The 19696-nt window shown below is 65.2% G+C and carries 16 protein-coding genes and 1 riboswitch; of the genes, 6 read left to right on the forward strand and 10 right to left on the reverse strand.

The window, feature by feature from the left end; all coding sequences use genetic code 11:
- Window positions 1-16: 16 nt before the first annotated feature.
- Together CQ12_RS08455 and ggt are read right to left on the reverse strand one after the other, a co-directional pair.
- Window positions 17-913, reverse strand: coding sequence for an SDR family oxidoreductase (locus CQ12_RS08455; RefSeq protein ID WP_057834856.1), 897 nt, complete (start codon window positions 911-913; stop codon window positions 17-19).
- Window positions 914-946: 33 nt separating this feature from the next.
- A complete protein-coding gene (gene ggt / locus CQ12_RS08460; protein WP_057834857.1) occupies window positions 947-2689 on the reverse strand; it encodes a gamma-glutamyltransferase in 1743 nt (580 codons plus the stop codon).
- A 129-nt stretch (window positions 2690-2818) separates the two neighbouring features.
- Here ggt and CQ12_RS08465 point away from each other — a divergent pair, with 129 nt between their 5' ends.
- Window positions 2819-4204 (forward strand): MFS transporter, encoded by a 1386-nt coding sequence (locus tag CQ12_RS08465; protein WP_057834858.1) that lies wholly within the window; start codon window positions 2819-2821, stop codon window positions 4202-4204.
- Between the two features lie 123 nt (window positions 4205-4327).
- Here CQ12_RS08465 and purH read toward each other — a convergent pair whose 3' ends face one another.
- The 3 genes from purH to CQ12_RS08480 all read right to left on the reverse strand — a co-directional run bounded on the left by purH (window position 4328) and on the right by CQ12_RS08480 (window position 9298).
- Window positions 4328-5920: a bifunctional phosphoribosylaminoimidazolecarboxamide formyltransferase/IMP cyclohydrolase gene (purH, locus tag CQ12_RS08470; RefSeq protein ID WP_057834859.1), complete on the reverse strand. Its 1593-nt coding sequence runs from the start codon at window positions 5918-5920 to the stop codon at window positions 4328-4330.
- Between the two features lie 23 nt (window positions 5921-5943).
- Window positions 5944-6024: riboswitch (ZMP/ZTP riboswitch) on the reverse strand.
- 49 nt (window positions 6025-6073) lie between these two features.
- On the reverse strand, window positions 6074-7789 hold the full coding sequence (locus tag CQ12_RS08475) for a heparinase II/III family protein (RefSeq protein ID WP_057834860.1): 1716 nt from the start codon (window positions 7787-7789) through the stop codon (window positions 6074-6076).
- Between the two features lie 162 nt (window positions 7790-7951).
- Window positions 7952-9298, reverse strand: a complete 1347-nt coding sequence (locus CQ12_RS08480; RefSeq protein WP_057834861.1) for an RsmB/NOP family class I SAM-dependent RNA methyltransferase — start codon at window positions 9296-9298, stop codon at window positions 7952-7954.
- Between the two features lie 157 nt (window positions 9299-9455).
- On the opposite strand from CQ12_RS08480, the gene CQ12_RS08485 reads away from it, so the two are divergent.
- On the forward strand, window positions 9456-9665 hold the full coding sequence (locus CQ12_RS08485; protein WP_057834862.1) for a DUF1674 domain-containing protein: 210 nt from the start codon (window positions 9456-9458) through the stop codon (window positions 9663-9665).
- 48 nt (window positions 9666-9713) lie between these two features.
- Window positions 9714-10301 (forward strand): thermonuclease family protein, encoded by a 588-nt coding sequence (locus CQ12_RS08490; protein ID WP_198164100.1) that lies wholly within the window; start codon window positions 9714-9716, stop codon window positions 10299-10301.
- Between the two features lie 49 nt (window positions 10302-10350).
- Here CQ12_RS08490 and CQ12_RS08495 read toward each other — a convergent pair whose 3' ends face one another.
- A complete protein-coding gene (locus CQ12_RS08495; protein WP_057834864.1) occupies window positions 10351-10863 on the reverse strand; it encodes a L,D-transpeptidase in 513 nt (170 codons plus the stop codon).
- 448 nt (window positions 10864-11311) lie between these two features.
- On the reverse strand, window positions 11312-13264 hold the full coding sequence (gene acs / locus CQ12_RS08500) for an acetate--CoA ligase (protein WP_057834865.1): 1953 nt from the start codon (window positions 13262-13264) through the stop codon (window positions 11312-11314).
- Between the two features lie 372 nt (window positions 13265-13636).
- On the opposite strand from acs, the gene CQ12_RS08505 reads away from it, so the two are divergent.
- The gene (locus CQ12_RS08505; protein ID WP_057834866.1) at window positions 13637-14803 is read left to right on the forward strand and encodes a DNA topoisomerase IB; all 1167 of its coding nucleotides are present in this window, start codon (window positions 13637-13639) and stop codon (window positions 14801-14803) included.
- Between the two features lie 157 nt (window positions 14804-14960).
- Here the strand turns inward: CQ12_RS08505 and CQ12_RS08510 are convergent, their stop codons facing one another.
- From CQ12_RS08510 to tsaD, 3 genes are read right to left on the reverse strand one after another with little or no spacing between them, the layout of a single operon-like run.
- Complete coding sequence (locus tag CQ12_RS08510) at window positions 14961-15374, reverse strand: EVE domain-containing protein (RefSeq protein ID WP_057834867.1); 414 nt, start codon at window positions 15372-15374, stop codon at window positions 14961-14963.
- A 2-nt stretch (window positions 15375-15376) separates the two neighbouring features.
- Complete coding sequence (locus CQ12_RS08515) at window positions 15377-16357, reverse strand: NAD(P)H-dependent glycerol-3-phosphate dehydrogenase (protein WP_057834868.1); 981 nt, start codon at window positions 16355-16357, stop codon at window positions 15377-15379.
- A gap of 1 nt (window position 16358) precedes the next feature.
- Window positions 16359-17432, reverse strand: coding sequence for a tRNA (adenosine(37)-N6)-threonylcarbamoyltransferase complex transferase subunit TsaD (gene tsaD / locus CQ12_RS08520; RefSeq protein WP_057834906.1), 1074 nt, complete (start codon window positions 17430-17432; stop codon window positions 16359-16361).
- 143 nt (window positions 17433-17575) lie between these two features.
- Here tsaD and CQ12_RS08525 point away from each other — a divergent pair, with 143 nt between their 5' ends.
- Together CQ12_RS08525 and CQ12_RS08530 are read left to right on the forward strand one after the other, a co-directional pair.
- Window positions 17576-18325 (forward strand): uroporphyrinogen-III synthase, encoded by a 750-nt coding sequence (locus CQ12_RS08525; RefSeq protein WP_057834869.1) that lies wholly within the window; start codon window positions 17576-17578, stop codon window positions 18323-18325.
- 130 nt (window positions 18326-18455) lie between these two features.
- Entirely contained in the window at window positions 18456-19694 is a 1239-nt protein-coding gene (locus tag CQ12_RS08530; protein ID WP_057834870.1) for a hypothetical protein, read from the forward strand.
- Window positions 19695-19696: the final 2 nt, after the last annotated feature.

Below are 19696 nucleotides of genomic sequence, written 5' to 3' on the forward strand. Positions count from 1 at the left end.
TTTTCCGGATCATGCTCTAGCGCGACGCCTGCGCCGCGCCCACCGAGGGCAGCGCCTGCACGGTGACGCCGGGCGGCGGCACGTCGTCGTCGGGGACGAAGAAGTCCGACATCAGCGGCACCGAGCGGTCGACGCGATAAGGCTCGAAATCCCTGACGCCGGCGGCATAGAGCACCTTGTCGTCGATGCAGAACTGGCCGGTAAACTCGCGCGACGGTTTTACCAGGATGGCGTGTGCAGCGTCGCCCATGATCTCCGGCGTCCGGCTCGCGCGCATCATCGCCTCGCCGCCGAGCAGGTTACCGACGGCGGCGGTGGCGATGGTGGTACGCGGCCACAGTGCGTTGACCGCAACGCCGGCGGATTTCAGTTCGCCTGACAGTCCCAGCACGCACATGCTCATGCCGAACTTGGCCATCGTGTAGGCGGTGGAATGCTCGAACCATTTGGTCTTCATGTCGAGCGGCGGCGACAGCATCAGGATGTGCGGGTTGGTGGCCTTCTTCAGGTGCGGGATGCAGTATTTCGACACCATGAAGGTGCCGCGGGTATTAATGCCCATCATCAGGTCGAACCGCTTCATGTCGGTTCCCTGCGAATTGGTGAGGCTGATGGCGCTGGCATTGTTGACGCAGATATCGATGCCGCCGAACTCGGCGACGGTCTGCTCGATCGCCGCCATCACCTGCGCCTCGTCGCGGATGTCGCACAGCACCGGCAGCGCCTTGCCGCCGGCAGCGCGGATTTCTTCCGCGGCGGTGTAGATGGTGCCCTTGAGCTTCGGATGCGGCTCCGCCGTCTTCGCCGCAATCACGACATTGGCGCCGTCACGCGCGGCGCGCAGCGCAATCGCCAGACCGATGCCGCGGCTGGCGCCTGAGATGAACAGCGTCTTGCCTTTGAGAGATGTCATCTGAAGCTCTCCTTTGAAGGATGCAATGCTACGTTATTGTCCCACTGCCGCCGCGCCTCGCGTGCGCGGGTCGGGTGCACCGAGGAGGCCGTTGGGCGTGACCGCGATCGAATTGGCCGAGGTCTGGCCGAGCGGCTCGATCACATGGTGGCCTTTCTCCCTCAACGCATCCAGCGTTTCCTTCGGAAAGCCCTGTTCCACGCGCACCACGTCCGGCATCCATTGATGGTGCAGGCGAGGGGCGGCCACGGCGGCGGCGACGTCCATCTTGTAGTCGAGCACGTCGACCACGACCTGCAGCACCGCCGAAATGATGCGACTGCCGCCCGGCGAGCCCGTCACCAGCACCGGCTTGCCGTCCTTCAGCACGATGGTCGGCGACATCGACGACAGCGGTCGTTTTCCGGGGCCGGGCAGGTTGGCTTCGAATCCCACCAGCCCAAATGCGTTCGATGCGCCGGGCGCCGCGGTGAAATCATCGAGCTCGTTGTTGAGCAGTACGCCGGTGCCGTCGGCGACCAGCCCGACACCATAGGAAAAGTTCAGCGTATACGTGTTGCTGACCGCGTTGCCGCTGGAGTCGACGACCGAATAATGCGTGGTGTTGCTGCCCTCGCGCGGCGGCTTCGCCGACAGGGCTTCGGCCGGCGTGGCGCGCGCAAGGTCGATGCCGCCGCGCAGTTTCGTTGCGTAGTCCTTGCTGATCAGAATATCCGCCGGCGCGTTGACGAAGGCGGGATCGCCGAGATAGCGCGCGCGGTCGGCGTAAGCGCGCTTCATGGCCTCGATCATGACATGTAGCGAAGGCGCGGAGCCCTGCTTCATGTCAGGCATCGGAAACCCTTCGAGAATGTTCAGCGTCTCCAGGAGAACTGTGCCGCCCGAAGAGGGCAGTGGCATCGACACAATGTCGTAACCCCGATAGGTGCCGCGCACGGGATTGCGGATCACCGCCTCGTAGGATTTGAGATCGTCCACCGTCATGATGCCGCCGGCATCGCGGACGGCTTTTGCCAGCTTTTCGGCGACCGGTCCTTGGTAGAAGCCGCGCGGCCCTTGCTCGGCGACTGCCGACAGCGTTGCTGCGAGTTCGGCCTGGATCAGCCGGTCGCCCTCGCGCAGCGCCGTGCCGTCGCTGCGGGAGAATGTTCTGGCCGAATCCGGCCAGCGCGCCATCCGGCGATACATGTCCGGCAACGTGTCGGCCGTGTCGTCAGTAACCGCAAAGCCGTCGCGTGCCAGTTCGATGGCGGGTTTGAGGATCTGCGCGAGCGTGAAACGGCCCGAGCCGTATTTCTCGAGCGCCAGCGCCAACCCGGCGACCGTGCCGGGCACGCCAATGCCGAGCGCTGAATTGCGTGACTTGTCGGTATCGGGCTTGCCGTCCGGTCCCAGGAAAATGTCTGGGGTGGTCGCAGCCGGTGCGGTCTCGCGATAATCGATCGCCGCGTCTTCGTTCCGCGCCGCCGAATGGATCACCATGAAGCCGCCGCCGCCGATGTTGCCGGCGCGCGGATAGGTGACGGCAAGCGCAAAGCCGGTGGCGACCGCGGCATCGATCGCGTTGCCGCCCTGCTTCAGGATGTCGGCGCCGACTTGCGCGGCAAGCCTCTCCTGCGCCACCACCATGCCGCGCTCGGCCATGACGGCGCGAACTGATGTGAGATCGGGAGGCGCGTACGCGCGACGTTCCTGCGCAACGGCCGTCGCGGTGCAGGCAAAGGCAAGAACGAATGTGGCGGTTACCTGACGCCACCGGATTGAAAAGACCGTCATCGAAAATCCGCCGCAGTTAGGAAGCCCCGTGTGACGCCCGGCAATAGCCAAAGCGTCGGTGACGCATGCTATATGGGTTCGAATTCGACGGGCAGAACGCTTCACGTGAGTTTGAAGGAAATTTCCGGCATGGCGGTGATCGCTTCCGAGGCAACGGGCGGCAAAACTACGCAGCAATACCCGGGCCGCGCCGCCGTCGTGAGCTGGATATTCTTCGACTGGGCAGCCCAGCCGTACTTCACGCTGATCACGACCTTTGTATTCGCGCCCTATTTCGCGAGCTTCGTGGCGCCGAATCCGGCGGAGGGACAGGCATTGTGGGGATTTGCCACCGCGGCTGCCGGCCTCGCGATCGCGCTGCTGTCGCCGGTGCTGGGGGCGATCGCCGATGCCAGCGGCCGCCGCAAGCCATGGATCGCCGGTTTCGGCGCACTGCTGGTGATCGGCTCCTGCCTGATGTGGCTCGGAAAGCCAGGTGATGCGAGCGTCATCCCGCAGCTCTTGCTGGCCTATGCGATCGCAACCGTGGGCGTCGAATTCGCCACCGTCTTCAACAATGCGATGATGCCGACGCTGGTGCCACCTGATCGAATCGGACGGTTGTCCGGCACCGGCTGGGCGACCGGTTATATCGGCGGCATTCTCAGCCTCATCCTGGTGCTCGGTTTTCTTGCCGCCAGCCCGGAGACCGGCCGCACCCTGTTCGGACTGACGCCGCTGTTCGGTCTCGATCCCGTATCCCATCAGGGCGATCGCATCACAGGCCCGCTGACCGGCATCTGGTTCATCATCTTCGTGACGCCGATGTTCCTGTTCACGCCGGATTATCCGGCCAGGCGTCCGATCCGCGAAGCGGTGCGCGAAGGACTGAGCGGACTGAAGCGGACGCTCAGCGAATTGCCGAAGCAGCGATCGTTGGCGATATTCCTGCTCGCCAACATGATCTACAGCGACGGGCTGGTGTCGCTGTTCGCCTTCGGCGGCATTTATGCAGCCGGCACCTTCGGCTGGCACACGATCCAGATCGGCACGTTTGGTATTCTGCTGGCCATCGCCGGCACCTTCGGCGCGTGGCTCGGCGGCAAGCTCGACGACAGGCTCGGCCCCAAGCGCGTCATTGCCGGCAGCCTTCTGATCCTGCTGTTCGCGCTTGCCGCCATTCTGCTGGTCGACAAGGATTCGATCCTGTTCGTGAAAGTCGCGCCGCCAGTTCCGGGCGGCCCGCTGTTCTCCGGCGCGGCTGAGCGCGCCTATCTCGTGCTGGGATGTCTGATCGGCGTGGCCGGCGGGCCGCTGCAGGCAGCGTCGCGCACGCTGCTGATCCGCCTCGCGCCAAAGGACCGCATCGCGCAGTATTTTGGATTGTTCGCGCTGACCGGTAAGGTGACGTCGTTCATCGGCCCGCTCCTGATCGGCGTGGTCACCGCGGTCACCGCCAGCCAGAAGGCCGGCATGGCGCTGCTGGTGGTGTTCTTTGTGCTGGGCCTCGCGCTGCTGATGCGCGTGAGGGAGTGACAGCGAGGCGTCAGTGCGTAGGGTGGGCAAAGCGCAGCGTGCCCACCATCAGGCAGCGCAATCGGCGATGGATGGTGGGCACGTCGCTAGCGCTCCTTTGCCCACTCTAAGATTCGACGGAGATCAATGCCGGAAATGCCTGGTGCCCGTGAACACCATGGCGATGCCGTGGTCGTCGGCGGCCTTGATGACTTCCTCGTCGCGCATCGAGCCGCCGGGCTGGATCACGGCCGTTGCGCCGGCCTCGATGCAGGCCAGCATGCCGTCGGCGAAGGGGAAGAAGGCGTCGGATGCAACGACCGAGCCCTTGGTCAGCGGCTCGGCGAGCTTCAGTTCAGCCGCGGCGTCCAGCGCCTTGCGGGCGGCGATGCGGGCGGAATCGACCCGGCTCATCTGGCCGGCGCCGATGCCGACGGTGGCGAGATCCTTGGCGTAGATAATCGTGTTCGACTTGACGTGCTTGGCGACGCGGAAGGCGAATTTGAGGTCGCGCATCTCGGCGTCGGTCGGCGCGCGCTTGGTCGCGACCTTGATGTCCATGTCTTCGACCACGGCATTGTCGCGGCTCTGCACCAGCAGGCCGCCGGCGACCGTCTTGGCAGTCAGGCCGATCGTGCGCGGGTCGGGCAGGCCACCCGCGAGCAGCAACCGCAAATTCTTCTTGCCGCCGATGATCGCGATCGCCTCCTCGGTGGCGTCGGGCGCGATGATCACCTCGGTGAAGATGCCGATGATGGCGCGTGCGGCTTCCGCATCGAGCGTACGGTTGACCGCGATGATGCCGCCGAAGGCTGACGTCGAGTCGCAGGCGAGCGCGCGGCGATAGGCGGTGATGAGATCGGGGCCTTCGGCAACACCGCAGGGGTTGGCGTGCTTGACGATAACGCAGGCCGCGGTGCGCTTCGGATCGAACTCGCCGATGCATTCGTAGGCGGCATCGGTGTCGTTGATGTTGTTGTAGGACAATTCCTTGCCCTGCAATTGCCGCGCGGTGGAGACGCCAGGCCGCTTGTCGGGCGTCGCATAGAACGCCGCGGTCTGATGCGGGTTCTCGCCGTAACGCAGCGACTGGATCAGCCTGCCGCCGAAGGCGCGAAAATCAGGCGCGTTGTCCTTGAGCTGGGTGGCGAACCAGTTGGAGATCGCGGCGTCATAAGCCGCGGTACGGGCATAGGCTTTCGCGGCGAGGCGGCGGCGCAGCGACAGTGTCGTTGCGCCCTTGTTGGCGGCGAGCTCGTCGAGCACGGCCTGGTAATCCGCAGCCTCAACGATTACGGCGACATCGTCGTGGTTCTTCGCCGCCGCGCGGATCATCGCCGGACCGCCGATGTCGATGTTCTCGATGCAGTCCTCGTAACCAGCGCCTTTGTCGACGGTGGCCTCGAACGGGTAGAGGTTGACGACGAGCAGATCGATCGGCGCGATGCCGTGCGACTTCATCGCGTCTGCATGTTCCTTGTTGTCGCGGATCGCGAGCAGGCCGCCATGCACCTTCGGATGAAGCGTCTTGACCCGGCCGTCCATCATTTCAGGGAAGCCGGTGAGCTCCGAGACGTCCTTGACCTGCAGTCCGGCTGCCGCGATCGCCTTGGCCGTGCCGCCGGTGGAGACGAGCTCGACGCCATGGCCGGCGAGCGCCTTGGCGAATTCGATCAGGCCGGTCTTGTCGGAAACGGACAGTAGAGCGCGAGTTACGCGGCGGGGATGGTCGGTCATGGGCAAGGTCCTTTGTTAGGGGATGCTTATGCCCAGGCGCGCGGCGATTACTCTCGCGCTTCCCGATGGTGCTCCATCCAAAGTCGCCAGTCGCGCGAGAGCCGGCTGGTTAGCAGCTTTCGGCGGGGTTCACAATGGGCGCGGATTGAAGCCTCAGAGCGGCAGTTCCGGCTCGCGCCGCGCGTTACGCCGAGTGTTGGTGGTGGCCGCCGACGTCGACGAGCGGGAAAAGCTCCAGCGGATCGAGGAGGCGTGGCGGGAATCCTGGCGGATCACGATCTGGGCGGTGCGGCGGGGGCCGTCATTGCCGGCCAGGAATACGCTATCCTCGAGGTCGACCTTGTCGTCGAGCGCCTCGAAGGTCCAGACGTCGCGGTTGGGCAATACCAGCATCACGCCGCGCGCATCGCTGAGGCGGCTGGCCTTCACGGCGGGATGCAGGTGAAACCGCAGGGCAAAATCGTTCTCGGCGCCCTTGATGCGTCCCCCCGGCGCCGGCGACACGGTGTCTTCGCCGTCGAGCCTCGCGCCGTCATGCGAGATCATCAGCACCCGGCGATGCACGGCGCCGAAGCGGCCGAGATAGCCGTCATGCGAGGTGGTCAGGAGATCGCCGTCGGTTACCGCCTCGCGGTAACTTTCCACATTGGCCGGGCCGCTGACGACAGGCGCGCCCTGCAGCAGCTTCTTCATCGCCGACAGTTCGACGAACTGGCACGAGGACGTATCGTGATAGGTCAGGGTCGAATGCGCCGCGGTGCTGCGCGCAAAGGTGCGCCAATTGTCCCGGCCGGTGGAAGGCATGCCGCAATTGACGACGATCCGGCTCGGTCCGGACGACAATTCGAACGAGAGACAGCCGGCATGCGCTTCCTGGCTGACATTCGGCGGCGGCGGTGGGCCGGTGTCGATGATGACGGTCGTGGTGCCGGCGTCGAGACGCTGGAAGCCGGTATGCGGCATGTTCGACATCGGCACGCCATGCGTATCGTCATAGGCGAGGAGCGTCGCCACCAGATCGGACGGCGCGTTGCTCATGCCGTTGAACAGCGCAAAGCTGCCGTCGCCATGGCGGAAGAAGCGCAGCATCGGCATCATGCGGTCGATCGCATTCAATAGCGCCGGCGGTGGCGCGATGTTCCGGGCGGCAAAGGTCTGGCGCAGCGGCAAGAGATCGCTGAGCAGTTCGACCAGCGCGCCGGGATTGCGCGAGATATGCCCGCCGTCGGGCAGGATCTGCCGTAGCAATTCGTCGGACAACCGGCGCGTCGCGGAGCGGATGTTCCGCGCCTGATTGGCAAGGCATAGCGAGGCGTAGCACAGCGCGATCAGAACCTGCAGCCGCGGCACGCCGTCGGAGATGTCGAGTGTCGTGTAGCGCAGATAGCGGATCTCGCGTGTCAGCCCGCGCAGATATTTGCGATAGAATTTTCCGTCGGTGTCGCCGAGCACCAGCGGCGCCTGCGACAACAGCGAGATCACGCGTCGCGCCAGCACGTCGGGGCGGCGTTCCAGCGGCCGCCGACGCCCCGGATTCGAGATCCAGTCATCGACCAGCGAGCGGGCATTGGCGCGGGTCAGCGCGGTGTCGGCGGCGCGCAGGTGGCGCAGCCAGCCGAAGCCGAGCAGGGCGACTTCCCAATCTTCCGACGGCGGCTCGAGATCGAAGATCGAGCGGCCATGGCAGGTCACGATCTTGCCGGCGAACACGAAGCGGCCGGCATAAATTTCGGCGGCGCGGGTGGCGTCGGCGGTGCGCAAATCGTGGGGGGCGATGATCAGCCGGTCGGCGCGGCCGGGCCACAGCCGCGACACTGCCACTGTGGCGCCGGTCGCGCGCGCGATCACGGTCCGCGCCGAGCGGCTCATGATAAGCGTCGAGATGCGTCTGCGTTGAGCGACCGACACGCCGTGCCTTGGGCTTAGGGAGGGAGGGGTATTCTGGCGAATCCTTTTAATCCGGAAACGCCGTCGTTACACCATCTTGAACAGGCGCGAATCAACCGAAGGCCGGGAGATTCGCGTTTAAAATCAGTACTTGACCAGACGCGCCGCGTAAAATCCATCCAACCCGCCGAGCCGGGGGTCGGCATGGGGCAAATGGCAGGGCAGGGTACGCAAATCACCGTTTGCGGTGACGATTTCGCTCAAGCCTGCGACCTCGCCCGTCTCGATCGGGACCCGGCGCACGCCCGGTTCGGCCGCCAGCAGGGAGGTGACCGCCTGCTCGCCTTCCTCCGGCTCCAGCGAACAGGTGCAGTAGACCAGCATTCCGCCCGGCTTGAGAAGCGCGACCGCCCGTTGCAGCAGCCGCTTCTGCAGTGCCGACAGCGTCGCAATATCGGTCTCCTGACGCAGCCACGCGACGTCGGGGTGACGGCGGATAGTACCGGTGGAGGTGCAGGGCGCATCGACCAGCACGCCGTCAAAGCCGCCATGGTGGCCTTGCCACTCGGCGGCATCAGTCACGACGTCATCGACCTGCAGCGAAAGCCGCGCCAGATTGTCGCGCAGCCGCGCCATGCGCGCCGGCGAGCGATCGACCGCGGTGACGCGCGCGCCGGCCTGTGCCAGTTGCGCGGTCTTGCCGCCGGGCGCGGCGCAGAGATCGACGATGGTCTTGCCGCCGACGTCGCCGAACAAGCGCGCCGGCAGCGCGGCGGCGGCGTCCTGCACCCACCATTGTCCTTCGGAGAAACCGGGCAGCATGGTCACCGCACCCTGCAGCAGCGTGCGCACGGTTCCGGTCGGCAAGGTTTCGCCATGCAGGCGGTTCGCCCATTGCGGCGCGTCGGCCTTCACGGTGATGTCGAGCGAGGGCTCGTGGCCGATGGCACGCGCCATCTCGCGCGCAGTGGTCTCGCCATAGGCGCCGATCCAGCGCGCGAGCAGCCACGGCGGAATGTCGAGCGTCTGCGCTTTGACTTCCTCGATCAGCGGTTGTCCTTCGCGGGCGCAGCGCCGCAGCACGGCGTTGACGAGGCCGGCATATTTCGCGGCGCGCCGATCCGATTGCACCAGCCGCACCGAAAGATCGACGGCAGCGTGATCGGGCACGTCCATCCAGAGAATCTGCGCGGCGCCGATCAAGAGCGCGCTTTGCGCACGCGGCGCGTCGGTCGGGATGCCGCGATCGAGCAGGCGCGACAGCAAATGGCCGAGCGTGCCGAGGCGCCGCAGGATCGTCGCCACCAGCCGCCGCATCAGCGCGCGGTCGCGATCGGCGAGTGTCTTCAGGCCGGGATGCGCGCCGGCGCCGTCGAGCTGGTCGTCGAGGGTGCGGTGCTTGTGCAGCACGCCGTCGAGAATGTCAGCCGCGATGCGCCGTGCTGCGAGGCCGGGCACTTCTGAAGGTACTGCGAATCTTGACGGGGGCATGCAGCAGCAATGTCTCGGAAGGCGGAAAGGTTTCGGCTCATGCCATTGATTGAGCGGTTCCTTTGGCATGCGAATATGCCAAATGTAAGAATCGCCACAGACAATTTTGCGAATGTGATGTCATCTGTGGGCCCATCCCATGCTATGGAGAGTTGCAATGACCGACAATTCTTCATCCCCCGCGCTTGTCGCGGAGCGCAAGAAGCTGACGCCCGCGGCCGAGCGCGCGCTCGCCGAGGCCGAAGCACGCCGCAAGGCCGCCGCGGCTCATGCAACGACACTGCAAAAGGAATTCCAGGGCCCGAAGGGTCCGGAACCGACCCGCTATGGCGATTGGGAGCGCAAGGGAATCGCGTCGGATTTTTGATCGTCCGAGGGCCTTGCCGGAAGAGGCGACTCAGCCCTTAGTCGGAATATGTCCCCCTACGAGAGAATCAATGCATACCGGGCCCCGCGTCGGGGTCCTTCGCGGCGCTGGCTGCCATGGGTGTTCGTGCTTTGCGTAGTGGCGGTGTCGACGCTGCCGGTGCGGGACTGGGTGCGGCGGTCGCTACCTGGCTTCACCAACAGCCAGGCGGCGCGCGACGCCGAGATGGTCTGGAAGCACGCCGGTAATTCTGATGCGCGTCACCCCGTCGATGTCATCCGCACCATCGACGGCGACACGTTTGAGGCGCGGGTGCATTTGTCGCCCGGCGTCGAACCCACCACGCGCGTGCGGTTGCGCGGCATCGATGCGCCCGAGTTGAAGGCGTCGTGTCCGCAGGAGCTGCAGATGGCGGAAGCTGCGACCGATGCCCTGCGCGTGCTGCTGCGCGAGGGCGAGGTCACGATCTTCAATATCGGGCCGGACAAATATAGCGGCCGCGTCGTGGCCGATGCCGCGACGAGGCGCACCGGGAATGTTTCGACGGCGATGCTCGCGGCGGGACATGTGCGCAGCTATGGCGGCGGTCACCGCAACGGCTGGTGCGCGAGCGCAAGCCAACCAATATCCAAATGAAGGAGCCGCGCGAACCGCGCGGCTCTTTGTATCGGAATCGTTCAGCCGATCAGCGTGTAACAGTCACGGTCGTTCCGACCGAGACGCGCTGATAGAGATCGGAGATGTCGTCGTTGAGCATGCGGATGCAGCCGTAGGAGACGAAGCCGCCGATCGAATTCGGCACGTTGGTGCCGTGAATCGCGTATTCGCCGCCGGCCAGCGTCATCGCCGCAACGCCCATCGGGTTGCGCGGCGAGCCGCCGGGAATCACGTCGGGCATGCCGGGCTTGTCGCGCCTGACTTCGTTCGGCGGCGACCAGGCCGGGTTGAGATACTTGCCGTCGATCTTGGTGGTGCCCGCCCACTGCTTGCCGGCCTTGCCGACGCCGACCGGATAGCGCATCGCGCGGCCCGATTCGAGGACGAGGTAGAGGCGCCGCTCATGGGTCTTCACAATGATCGTGCCCGGCGCGTAATCGCCGCTGATGCCAACCAGTTCCGGCCGCGCTTGCGCCGCCGATGACATAACAATGCTCAAACCAATGGTGGCGGCTAACGCCACCGCAATTCTCTTAAACATTTCCCAGCTCCACTCTGCCCGCCCTCTCGGGTATCCCTCAACTATCCTTTCAAGCCTCGACGGCCCGCCGTCTCGCGTGCGCGGCGTTTAGTTTAGTCGCACGAATTGACCGGCTGGTTTCAACGCCGGCTTTCGAGACTGATTTCGGCGGGGGGAACAAAGGAAATGTTGGAAATAAAGTAAATGACCGGAAAACAACACATGGCGGCGAAAGGCCCGCCGAGGCGGGCCAGCCACTGATATCAGCGTGAGCGATGGGAATTTCCGGCAGGTTCTATAGCGGGCTCAGTCCCACAAGCCCGTCAGGCCGGGCAAAAGCGCGAAGCGCGTCTGCGCGCTAGATGTCCCGGGTATCCACGCCTTCCTTTGCAGGGCCATCACCATGCGGATAGTGGGTGCTCGGGCGCATAGAGGGGCGCTCCCGAGCTCCAGCTGTTCTGGCCGCGCCTTACGCCGGGGCGCCCTTCTTGTTCTGCCGGTTCTGCACGAGGTCGTCGACCACGGCCGGATCGGCGAGCGTCGAGGTGTCGCCGAGGCTCGAGGGCTCGTCCTCGGCGATCTTGCGCAGGATGCGGCGCATGATCTTGCCGGAGCGGGTTTTCGGCAGGCCGGGGGCGAACTGGATCTGGTCGGGGGACGCGATCGGGCCGATGTCCTTGCGCACCCAGGCCACCAGCTCCTTGCGCAGCTCCTCGGTCGGCTCGGTGCCGGCCATCAGCGTCACATAGGCGTAAATGCCCTGGCCCTTGATGTCGTGGGGATAGCCGACGACGGCGGCTTCCGAAACCTTGGCATGCGCGACCAGCGAGCTCTCGACTTCGGCGGTGCCCATGCGGTGGCCGGAGACGTTGATGACGTCATCGACGCGGCCGGTGATCCAGTAATAGCCGTCGGTATCCCGGCGGCAGCCGTCGCCGGTGAAATACTTGCCCTTGTAGGTCGAGAAATAGGTCTGCTCGAAACGGGCGTGATCGCCATAGACCGTGCGCATCTGACCCGGCCAGGATTTGGCGAGGCAGAGATTGCCGGTGGTCTCGCCTTCCAGCACCTTGCCGTCGGCATCGACGATTTCGGGCACCACGCCGAAGAACGGCCGCGTCGCCGAACCCGGCTTCAGCTTGGTCGCGCCCGGCAGCGGCGTGATCAAAATGCCGCCGGTCTCGGTCTGCCACCAGGTGTCGACGATCGGGCAGCGGCCGTCGCCGACCACGCGGTGATACCACTCCCACGCTTCCGGATTGATCGGCTCGCCGACTGAACCCAGCAGCCGCAGGCTCTTGCGCGAGGTCTTCTGCACGGGGCCGTCGCCGGCCTGCATCAGCGCGCGGATCGCGGTCGGCGCGGTGTAGAAGATGTTGACGTTGTGCTTGTCGATGACGTTCCAGAAGCGCGAATTATCGGGGTAATTCGGCACGCCCTCGAACATCAGCGTGGTCGCGCCGTTGGCCAGCGGTCCATAGAGAATGTAGCTGTGGCCGGTGACCCAGCCGACGTCGGCGGTGCACCAGTAGATATCGCCGTCGTGATAATCGAACACGTATTGGTGCGTCAGCGACGCGAATACGAGATAGCCGCCGGTGGTGTGCAACACGCCCTTCGGCTGGCCGGTGGAGCCCGACGTGTAGAGGATGAACAGCGGATCTTCCGCATGCATATGCTCGGCCGGGCATTCCGTCGTCACCATCGCGGCCGCTTCGTGATACCAGAAATCGCGCGACGGATTCATGTCGATGGCGGCACCGGTGCGCTTGACCACGACGACCCAGTCGACGCCGCCGGCTTTGGAAATCGCCGCATCGACATTGGCCTTCAGCGGCACCTTCTTGCCGCCGCGCAGGCCTTCGTCGGCGGTGATAATCACCTTGGACTGACAGTCGGTGATGCGTTGGGCAAGGCTGTCCGGCGAGAAGCCGGCGAACACCACCGAGTGAATGGCGCCGATCCGCGCGCAGGCCAGCATCGCATAGGCGGCTTCCGGGATCATCGGCAGATAGATCGTGACGCGGTCTCCCTTCTTGACGTTCCGCGTGCGCAGGATGTTGGCCATCTTGCAGACTTCGTCGTGCAACTGGCGATAGGTGATGTGCTTGGACTGCGAGGGGTCGTCGCCCTCCCAGATGATCGCGGTCTGGTTGCCGCGCTTGTCCAGATGGCGGTCGATGCAGTTCCAGGCGGCGTTCAGGACGCCGTCCTCGAACCATTTGATCGAGATGTTGCCGGGGGCGAAGGAGACGTTCTCGATCTTGTGGGGCGGCTTCATCCAGTCGATGCGCCTGGCCTGTTCGGCCCAGAAGCCATTGGGATCGTTGACCGAGCGGGCATACATTTCGCGGTACTTGGCGTCATTGACATAGGCGCGCTTGGCCCAATCGGCGGATACGTCGTAAATCTTCTCGGACATCTTTCCCTCCCGCTCATTGCAGTCGCACACTTCGGGCGACCGCAATCGTCCTGAATTGTTGCCGCGATTATGCGTCGCGGGGCGATGCCCGGACAAGGCGGAACGTCTGCGACCTTGGTCGGTCTGGCGGTTCCCGGCCTTATTGCGGATCAAGATCGCTCAAATTTTCGCGCGCCCGCGCAGGGCGAAATCAACGTTATCGCCGGAATGGCTCCCATGAAAGGTATTTAGTAACCATCAATGATGGAATCGGGACTCGCAAAGTGATACGTTACCCCCTAAATGGCCTTCCCGGGGCCGGACGGCTCCCCGGAACCAAGCCACAGCAAAAGGCATTACCGGCGAAACAGGCGGAGCAAGGCGACAACGGACATGATGGATCAGCAGAGTTTCGAGGCTACGCGGCCCGTTTCCGCCGATCCCGCCGTCGCACTGGCGCAAGCGCTCGGCCAACTGCCGAAGGAATCGGTCGGCGAAACCGCAAAGTCCGCGGCAAAGCCGCACATCGTCGCCAAAACTTCCGTTGAAGAGCTGGCCCAGGAACTCGGCCTCAAGCTCGGCGACCAGAACGGGCTGACCATCCGCCGGGTCAAGCGCGGCAAGGGCTATTCATTCCATCGCGCCAACGGCACGCAGATCCGTCACGCCGGCACCATCCGCCGCCTGCATTCGATGGCGGTGCCGCCGGCCTATCGCGACGTCCGCTATTCGGCCGATCCTTCTTCGCATTTGCAGGCGGTCGGCATAGATGCGGCAGGACGGCTGCAGTATCGCTATCACGCCGATTGGGAAAAGGTCCGCGAGCAGCGCAAGGCGCATCGCCTGGCGCGGCTGGTGGCGGCGTTGCCGAAGATCCGGCGCAAGGTTTCGGCGTATCTGTCCGGCGACGAGCCGACGCGCGAATTCGCGCTTTCGGCGGTCATCGAATTGATCGCGCGCACCGCGATCCGTCCGGGCAACGAATCCTACGCCCGCCTCAACGGCACCCGTGGCGCCACCACGATGCTGAAATCCAACGTTACGCTGGAAGACGATTGCTTCGTCCTGACCTTCAAGGCCAAGGGCGGCAAGGCCGTGCGCAAGGAATGCGACGCCGCGAAACTCGTGCGCGCCATTGGCATCCTGCGCACCGTGCCGGGCAAGCGCATGTTCCAGTACCGCGACAATTCCGGCACCGTGCGTACGGTGTCGACCACGACGGTGAACGCGTTCCTGCGCGAGATCGCCGGCATCAAGATTTCGCTGAAGGATTTCCGCACCCTGATGGCGTCAGCCGTGGTGCTGGAATCGCTGTCGCGGATTACGCCCGCGGCGAGTGAACGCGGCCGCAAGAAGCAGGTGCTGGAAGCCGTGCGCGCTGCCGCCGACGAACTGTCGAACACGCCCGCGATCTGCCGCAAGAGCTACGTCCACGACACTATCGTCACCGCGTTCGAAGACGGTATCCTCGAGCGCTTCGCCGCGACGATGAAGGGTTATCGCACGCAAGCCAAGCGCGAGGCGCTGCTGGCGCAGGTAGTGACGGCCGCGGCGGCGTAAGATTTCTTCCTTCTCCCCTTGTGGGAGAAGGTGGCGCGGACGAAGTCCGTGCCGGATGAGGGGTTCTTTCCGCGGAGACAGACCCCTCACCCGTCTCAATCGCGCGGAGCGCGATTGATCCACCCTCTCCCACAAGGGGAGAGGGGAAGTAAGAGCCCTACATCCCGCCCATCTTGCAGACCATCTTCCACTCGTCCGCCGTCACCGGCTGCACCGACAGGCGCGAATATTTCACCAGCGCCATGTCCGCGAGTTTCTTGTCGGCCTTGATCGCGGCCATCGTCACCGGCGTCTTCAAGGGCTTGTCGGCCTTGATGTCGACGCAGACGAATTTTCCGGTTTTGTCGGACGGATCGGGATAGGCTTCCCTGATGATCTCCGCGATGCCGACGATCTCCTTGCCCTCGTTGGAGTGATAGAAGAACGCCTTGTCGCCTTTCTTCATGTTCACGAGATTCTGGCGCGCGGTGAAATTGCGCACGCCGGTCCAGGCTTCGCCCTTTGCGCCTTTCGCGACCTGCTGGTCCCAGGACCACACCGACGGTTCGGATTTCACCAGCCAGTACGCCATCGTCATTCCTCCGCCTTGAACGGCCGCGTCAGCAGGCCCTCGATCGCCGCGTCGATCGTCACCTTGCCGCCCAGGATCGCCGCCACCGCCTTTGATACCGGCATATCGACGTTCTGCGAAGCCGCCAGTTCGATCAGGACCGGTGCGGTGAATTCGCCTTCGGCGAGCTTGCTGCGGTCCGGCGCTTCGCCGCGCCCGAGCGCGATGCCGAACGCGAAATTGCGCGACTGCGGACTGGAGCAGCTCAAAATCAGGTCGCCGAGACCCGACAGGCCCGCCAGTGTTTCGCTGCGCGCACCGCAGGCGCGGCCGAGGCGGGCGAGTTCGCTGAAGCCGCGGGTGGTCAGAGCGGCCAGCGCGGAAGCGCCGAGCTGCCGGCCGACGACGATGCCGGCGGCGATCGCCAGCACGTTCTTGGCCGCGCCGCCGATCTCGACGCCGCGAACGTCCGTGCTGTGATAGGGCCGGAAGGTCGACGAGCCCAGTGCCTGCACCAGATGGCTCGCCAGCCCTTCATCCCTTGCGGCGAGCGTGACGGCGGTCGGAAGGCCCCGCGCGACATCGTCGGCAAAATTCGGTCCCGACAGGATGGCAGGGATGGCGCCGGGAATGGCTTCGGCGATGACCTCGGTCATGAACCGATGCGTGCCGCGTTCGATGCCCTTGGCGCAGGCGACGACAGGCGTCTTCGGCTTGAGGAGCGGCGTAAGCGCGATCGCGGCCTGGCGCAGGCTTTGCGCAGGTGTCGCAATCAGGACGATGTCGGCGCGCGCGGCCGCGGCCATGTCGGCGGTGATGTCGATGCTGCCATCGAGGCTGACGCCGGGCAGCCTTGGATTTTGTCGTGTCGCCTTCATCTGCGCAGCGCCGTCGGCGCTCCGCGCATAGAGCGTGACGTCGCGGCCGGCGCGTCGGGCGGCGCTGGCGAGCGCCGTGCCATAGGCGCCGGCGCCGATCACCGCGACTGAATTGAAGGACACCATGTCAGAATCCTGCGCGGGTTTTGGTGTAGCCGGCCGGCGCTTTGGCGTTGGCATCCAGCAGCCAGCGCGCGCGGGGGGGTGCGTCCATCGTATCGGTCAATCCGAGCGCCATCCGTTCCGCGCCGGCCCATGCGATCATCGCGCCGTTATCGGTGCAGAGTTCGGGCGGCGGAATGATCAGCGTGGTTTGCGCCCGTGCGGCAACGTTTTGCAACGCGCCGCGGATCGCGTGATTGGCGGCGACGCCGCCGGCCGCGACCAGCGCGCGCGGCGGGCCGAACCGTTCGTGAAACAATCTTAGGCCCACGCTCAGCCGGTCCACGGTCGATTCCAGCACCGCGGCCTGGAAACCGGCGCAGAGATCGTCAACGTCCTCCGGCTCCAGCGGCATCATGCGGTTGGCCTCGTTGCGAACCGCGGTCTTCAATCCCGACAGCGAGAAATTGGCATCGGGACGTCCGAGCATCGGCCGCGGAAAGGCGAAACGCTTGGCGTCGCCACGCGCCGCGGCGCGCTCGACCTCCGGTCCGCCCGGATAGGGCAGCGACATCATCTTCGCCACCTTGTCGAAGGCTTCACCCATCGCGTCATCGACGGTGGTGCCGAGCCGCACATATTGGCCGACGCCGGCGACAGCGACGATCTGGGTGTGGCCGCCGGAGGCAAGGAACAGGCAATAGGGAAACGCCAGCGGGCCGGTGAGCCGCGGCGTCAGCGCATGGGCTTCGAGGTGATTGACCGCGATCAGCGGCGTATCGTGGACCATCGCAATCGCCTTGGCGGTGGTCAGGCCGACGATGACGCCGCCGATCAGCCCGGGGCCGGCGGCGGCCGCGACTGCCGACAACTGCGCAAAGCCGACATTGGCGTCCTTCATGGCCTGGCCGACGATGCCGTCGAGCAGGTCGACATGGGCGCGCGCCGCGATCTCTGGCACCACGCCGCCGAAACGGGCGTGTTCCGTTGTCTGCGAGCGTACGATATTGGACAGAATTCTGGCGCTGCCGTCGCGCTGGCGCTCGACCACGGCGGCTGCGGTTTCGTCGCAGGTGGTCTCGATACCCAGCACCAGCATCGGCTTGTCGTTGTCCAAATTGAACCCTTGATGAATTGTTGCGCTATCGCCAAAAACAACGCTTCGGTAACCGCGTAGCATTACGAGGTCGCAACGTGCAATCGCCCGGGGATACCGAAATCGTGTTGGCGGAGATCTGAAATATGGCCGTTCTCGTCACGCGTCCAAGTCCCGACGATGAGACAACGGCGGAGGCGCTTCGCGCGCGGGGATTCGACGTGCTGCGCGCGCCGATGCTGCGGTTCGAGCCTGTGCCGTTCCAGGACGATGCGGATGCGAGCTACGGCGCTATTATCGTCACCAGCGCCAACGCCCTGCGCGCCATCGCGTCCCATCTGGCGGATAGCCGGCTGCTCACGCTGCCGCTGTTCGCGGTTGGAGAAAATACCGCGGCCACAGCGCGCGAGGCCGGCTTTGCCGAGGTGATCGCGTCGAAAGGCGACGCCGGCGCGTTGCGCGATCTGGTGCTGGCAGGCGCGAAATCGAAGCAACTGAAGAAGAGCAGCCCGATCCTGTACCTTGCCGGCGCCGATCTCGCGCGCGATCTCGCCGGCGAACTCGGCGAGAAGGGTTTTACGGTGGTGACGCAGACCACCTACCGGATGGTCCCCGCGCCCAGCCTGGCCCGCGAAATATGTGACGCTTTCGTGGCGGATGAGGTCGAGGCCGTGCTGCATTACTCGCGGCGCAGCGCGCGTGCCTTCCTGGAGGCGGCACGCTCGGGCGGCGTCGAAATCTCGGCGTTGGCGCTGCCGCAGTGCTGCATTTCGGCGGCGGTGGCCGCGGTGTTGCGGGATGCCGGCGCAAGCCAGGTGACACAGGCGGCTTCGCCGGATGAGAATGCCCTGTTCGAGGCGCTTGCCCGCGCGTTGCAATCCCGGCCGAAATCCTGATTTTGAGGCTAATCTTTAAGTCTGATCATGCTCTTATCGGAAAACCGGTGCCGCCACCGCCGGATCATGCTCTAAGACGGTCCCGATTCTGCTAAGTTCCGGCATCTAACCATTCAAGGGAACCGCTGCGATGGTCGACAACAGGCCCGAAGACACTGGATCGCTGCCCGATTCGGGCCGGCCGAAGCGAGAGCCGCCGACTATCGATCTCGAGGCCACATCGAGCGAAACCAAGGCATCGAGCGGAACCAAGAACGGTGCCGAGGCGCCGCCCGAGCCGGTGACTGAGCCCGCGCCGGAAATCGCCCAGGCGCCGGTTGAGGAATCTCCGGATGCCGCCGAGCCGCTGTCACGGCCTGTCTCGGCGTCCGTCTCTCCTTGGGTCGTCGCGCCGGTTTCCGGCGCGGTCGCGGCCGCGCTGGTGATCGGTGTCGGCTGGATGCTGGGCTGGCCCGCGATACAGCCCGCCTCCGTATCGCAGACTGCGCAGCTCAACGCCTCCGCCATCGACGGTTTGACTTCGCGGGTTGCCGGTCTTGAAGCGAAAGCGGGCAAGCCGGTGGCCGATCCCGCCGCCGCGGCCCGCACCGACGCGCTGGAAAAATCGGTTGCGACGTTGCGCGGCGAACTCGCAACGACACGCGCGCAAGGCGAAAAGCTGGCATCCGCCATCAACGATGTGAAGTCGGCGCCACGCGGCGACGGCGCGGTGTCGCCTGATCTCACCGCTTTCGCCGAACGCATCGCCAGGGTCGAGAACCAGATGCGGGCGCAGGGCGCCGAGATCGCGCAGCAAGGCAGCAAGATCGCCGACACCAGATCAGCCGACGCCAAGGCCGCCAACGATATGCCGTGGCGCCGGGTGCTGGCCGCTGCATTGCTCGACGTTCTCGTCCGGGTCGGCGATCCCTATCCCGTGGCGCTCTCGACGGCGAAATCCCTGGCGCCGGATCCCGGTGCGCTCAAGCCGCTCGACCAGTTTGCGGACAAAGGCGTGCCGAATGCCGGCAAGCTGAGCACGGAATTGCTGGCGCTGGTGCCGAAGCTGACGCCAACGGTCCAGCAGAACGCTGCCACGACCGGCACCGGCATCGTCGATCGTCTTCAGGCGGGCGCCGCCAAGCTGGTCAAGATCGAACGCACCGATACCGCCGGCACGGATCGCGGCGCCGTGGTGGCGCGGATCACGGCAGCCGCGTTGCGCAACGATTTCAACGAGGCGCGGCGGGAATTGAAAACGCTGGAGCCGGCTGATCGCGCCGCGGCGCAATCCTGGATCGAGCGTGCCGACGCCCGCGACGCCGCGCTGGCCGCATCCCGTCGATTTGCCGCCGAGGCCATGGCTGGGCTGGCCAAACCGTCGGAATAAGG

It is taken from the genome of Bradyrhizobium jicamae (genome assembly GCF_001440395.1).
Classification (GTDB): domain Bacteria; phylum Pseudomonadota; class Alphaproteobacteria; order Rhizobiales; family Xanthobacteraceae; genus Bradyrhizobium; species Bradyrhizobium jicamae.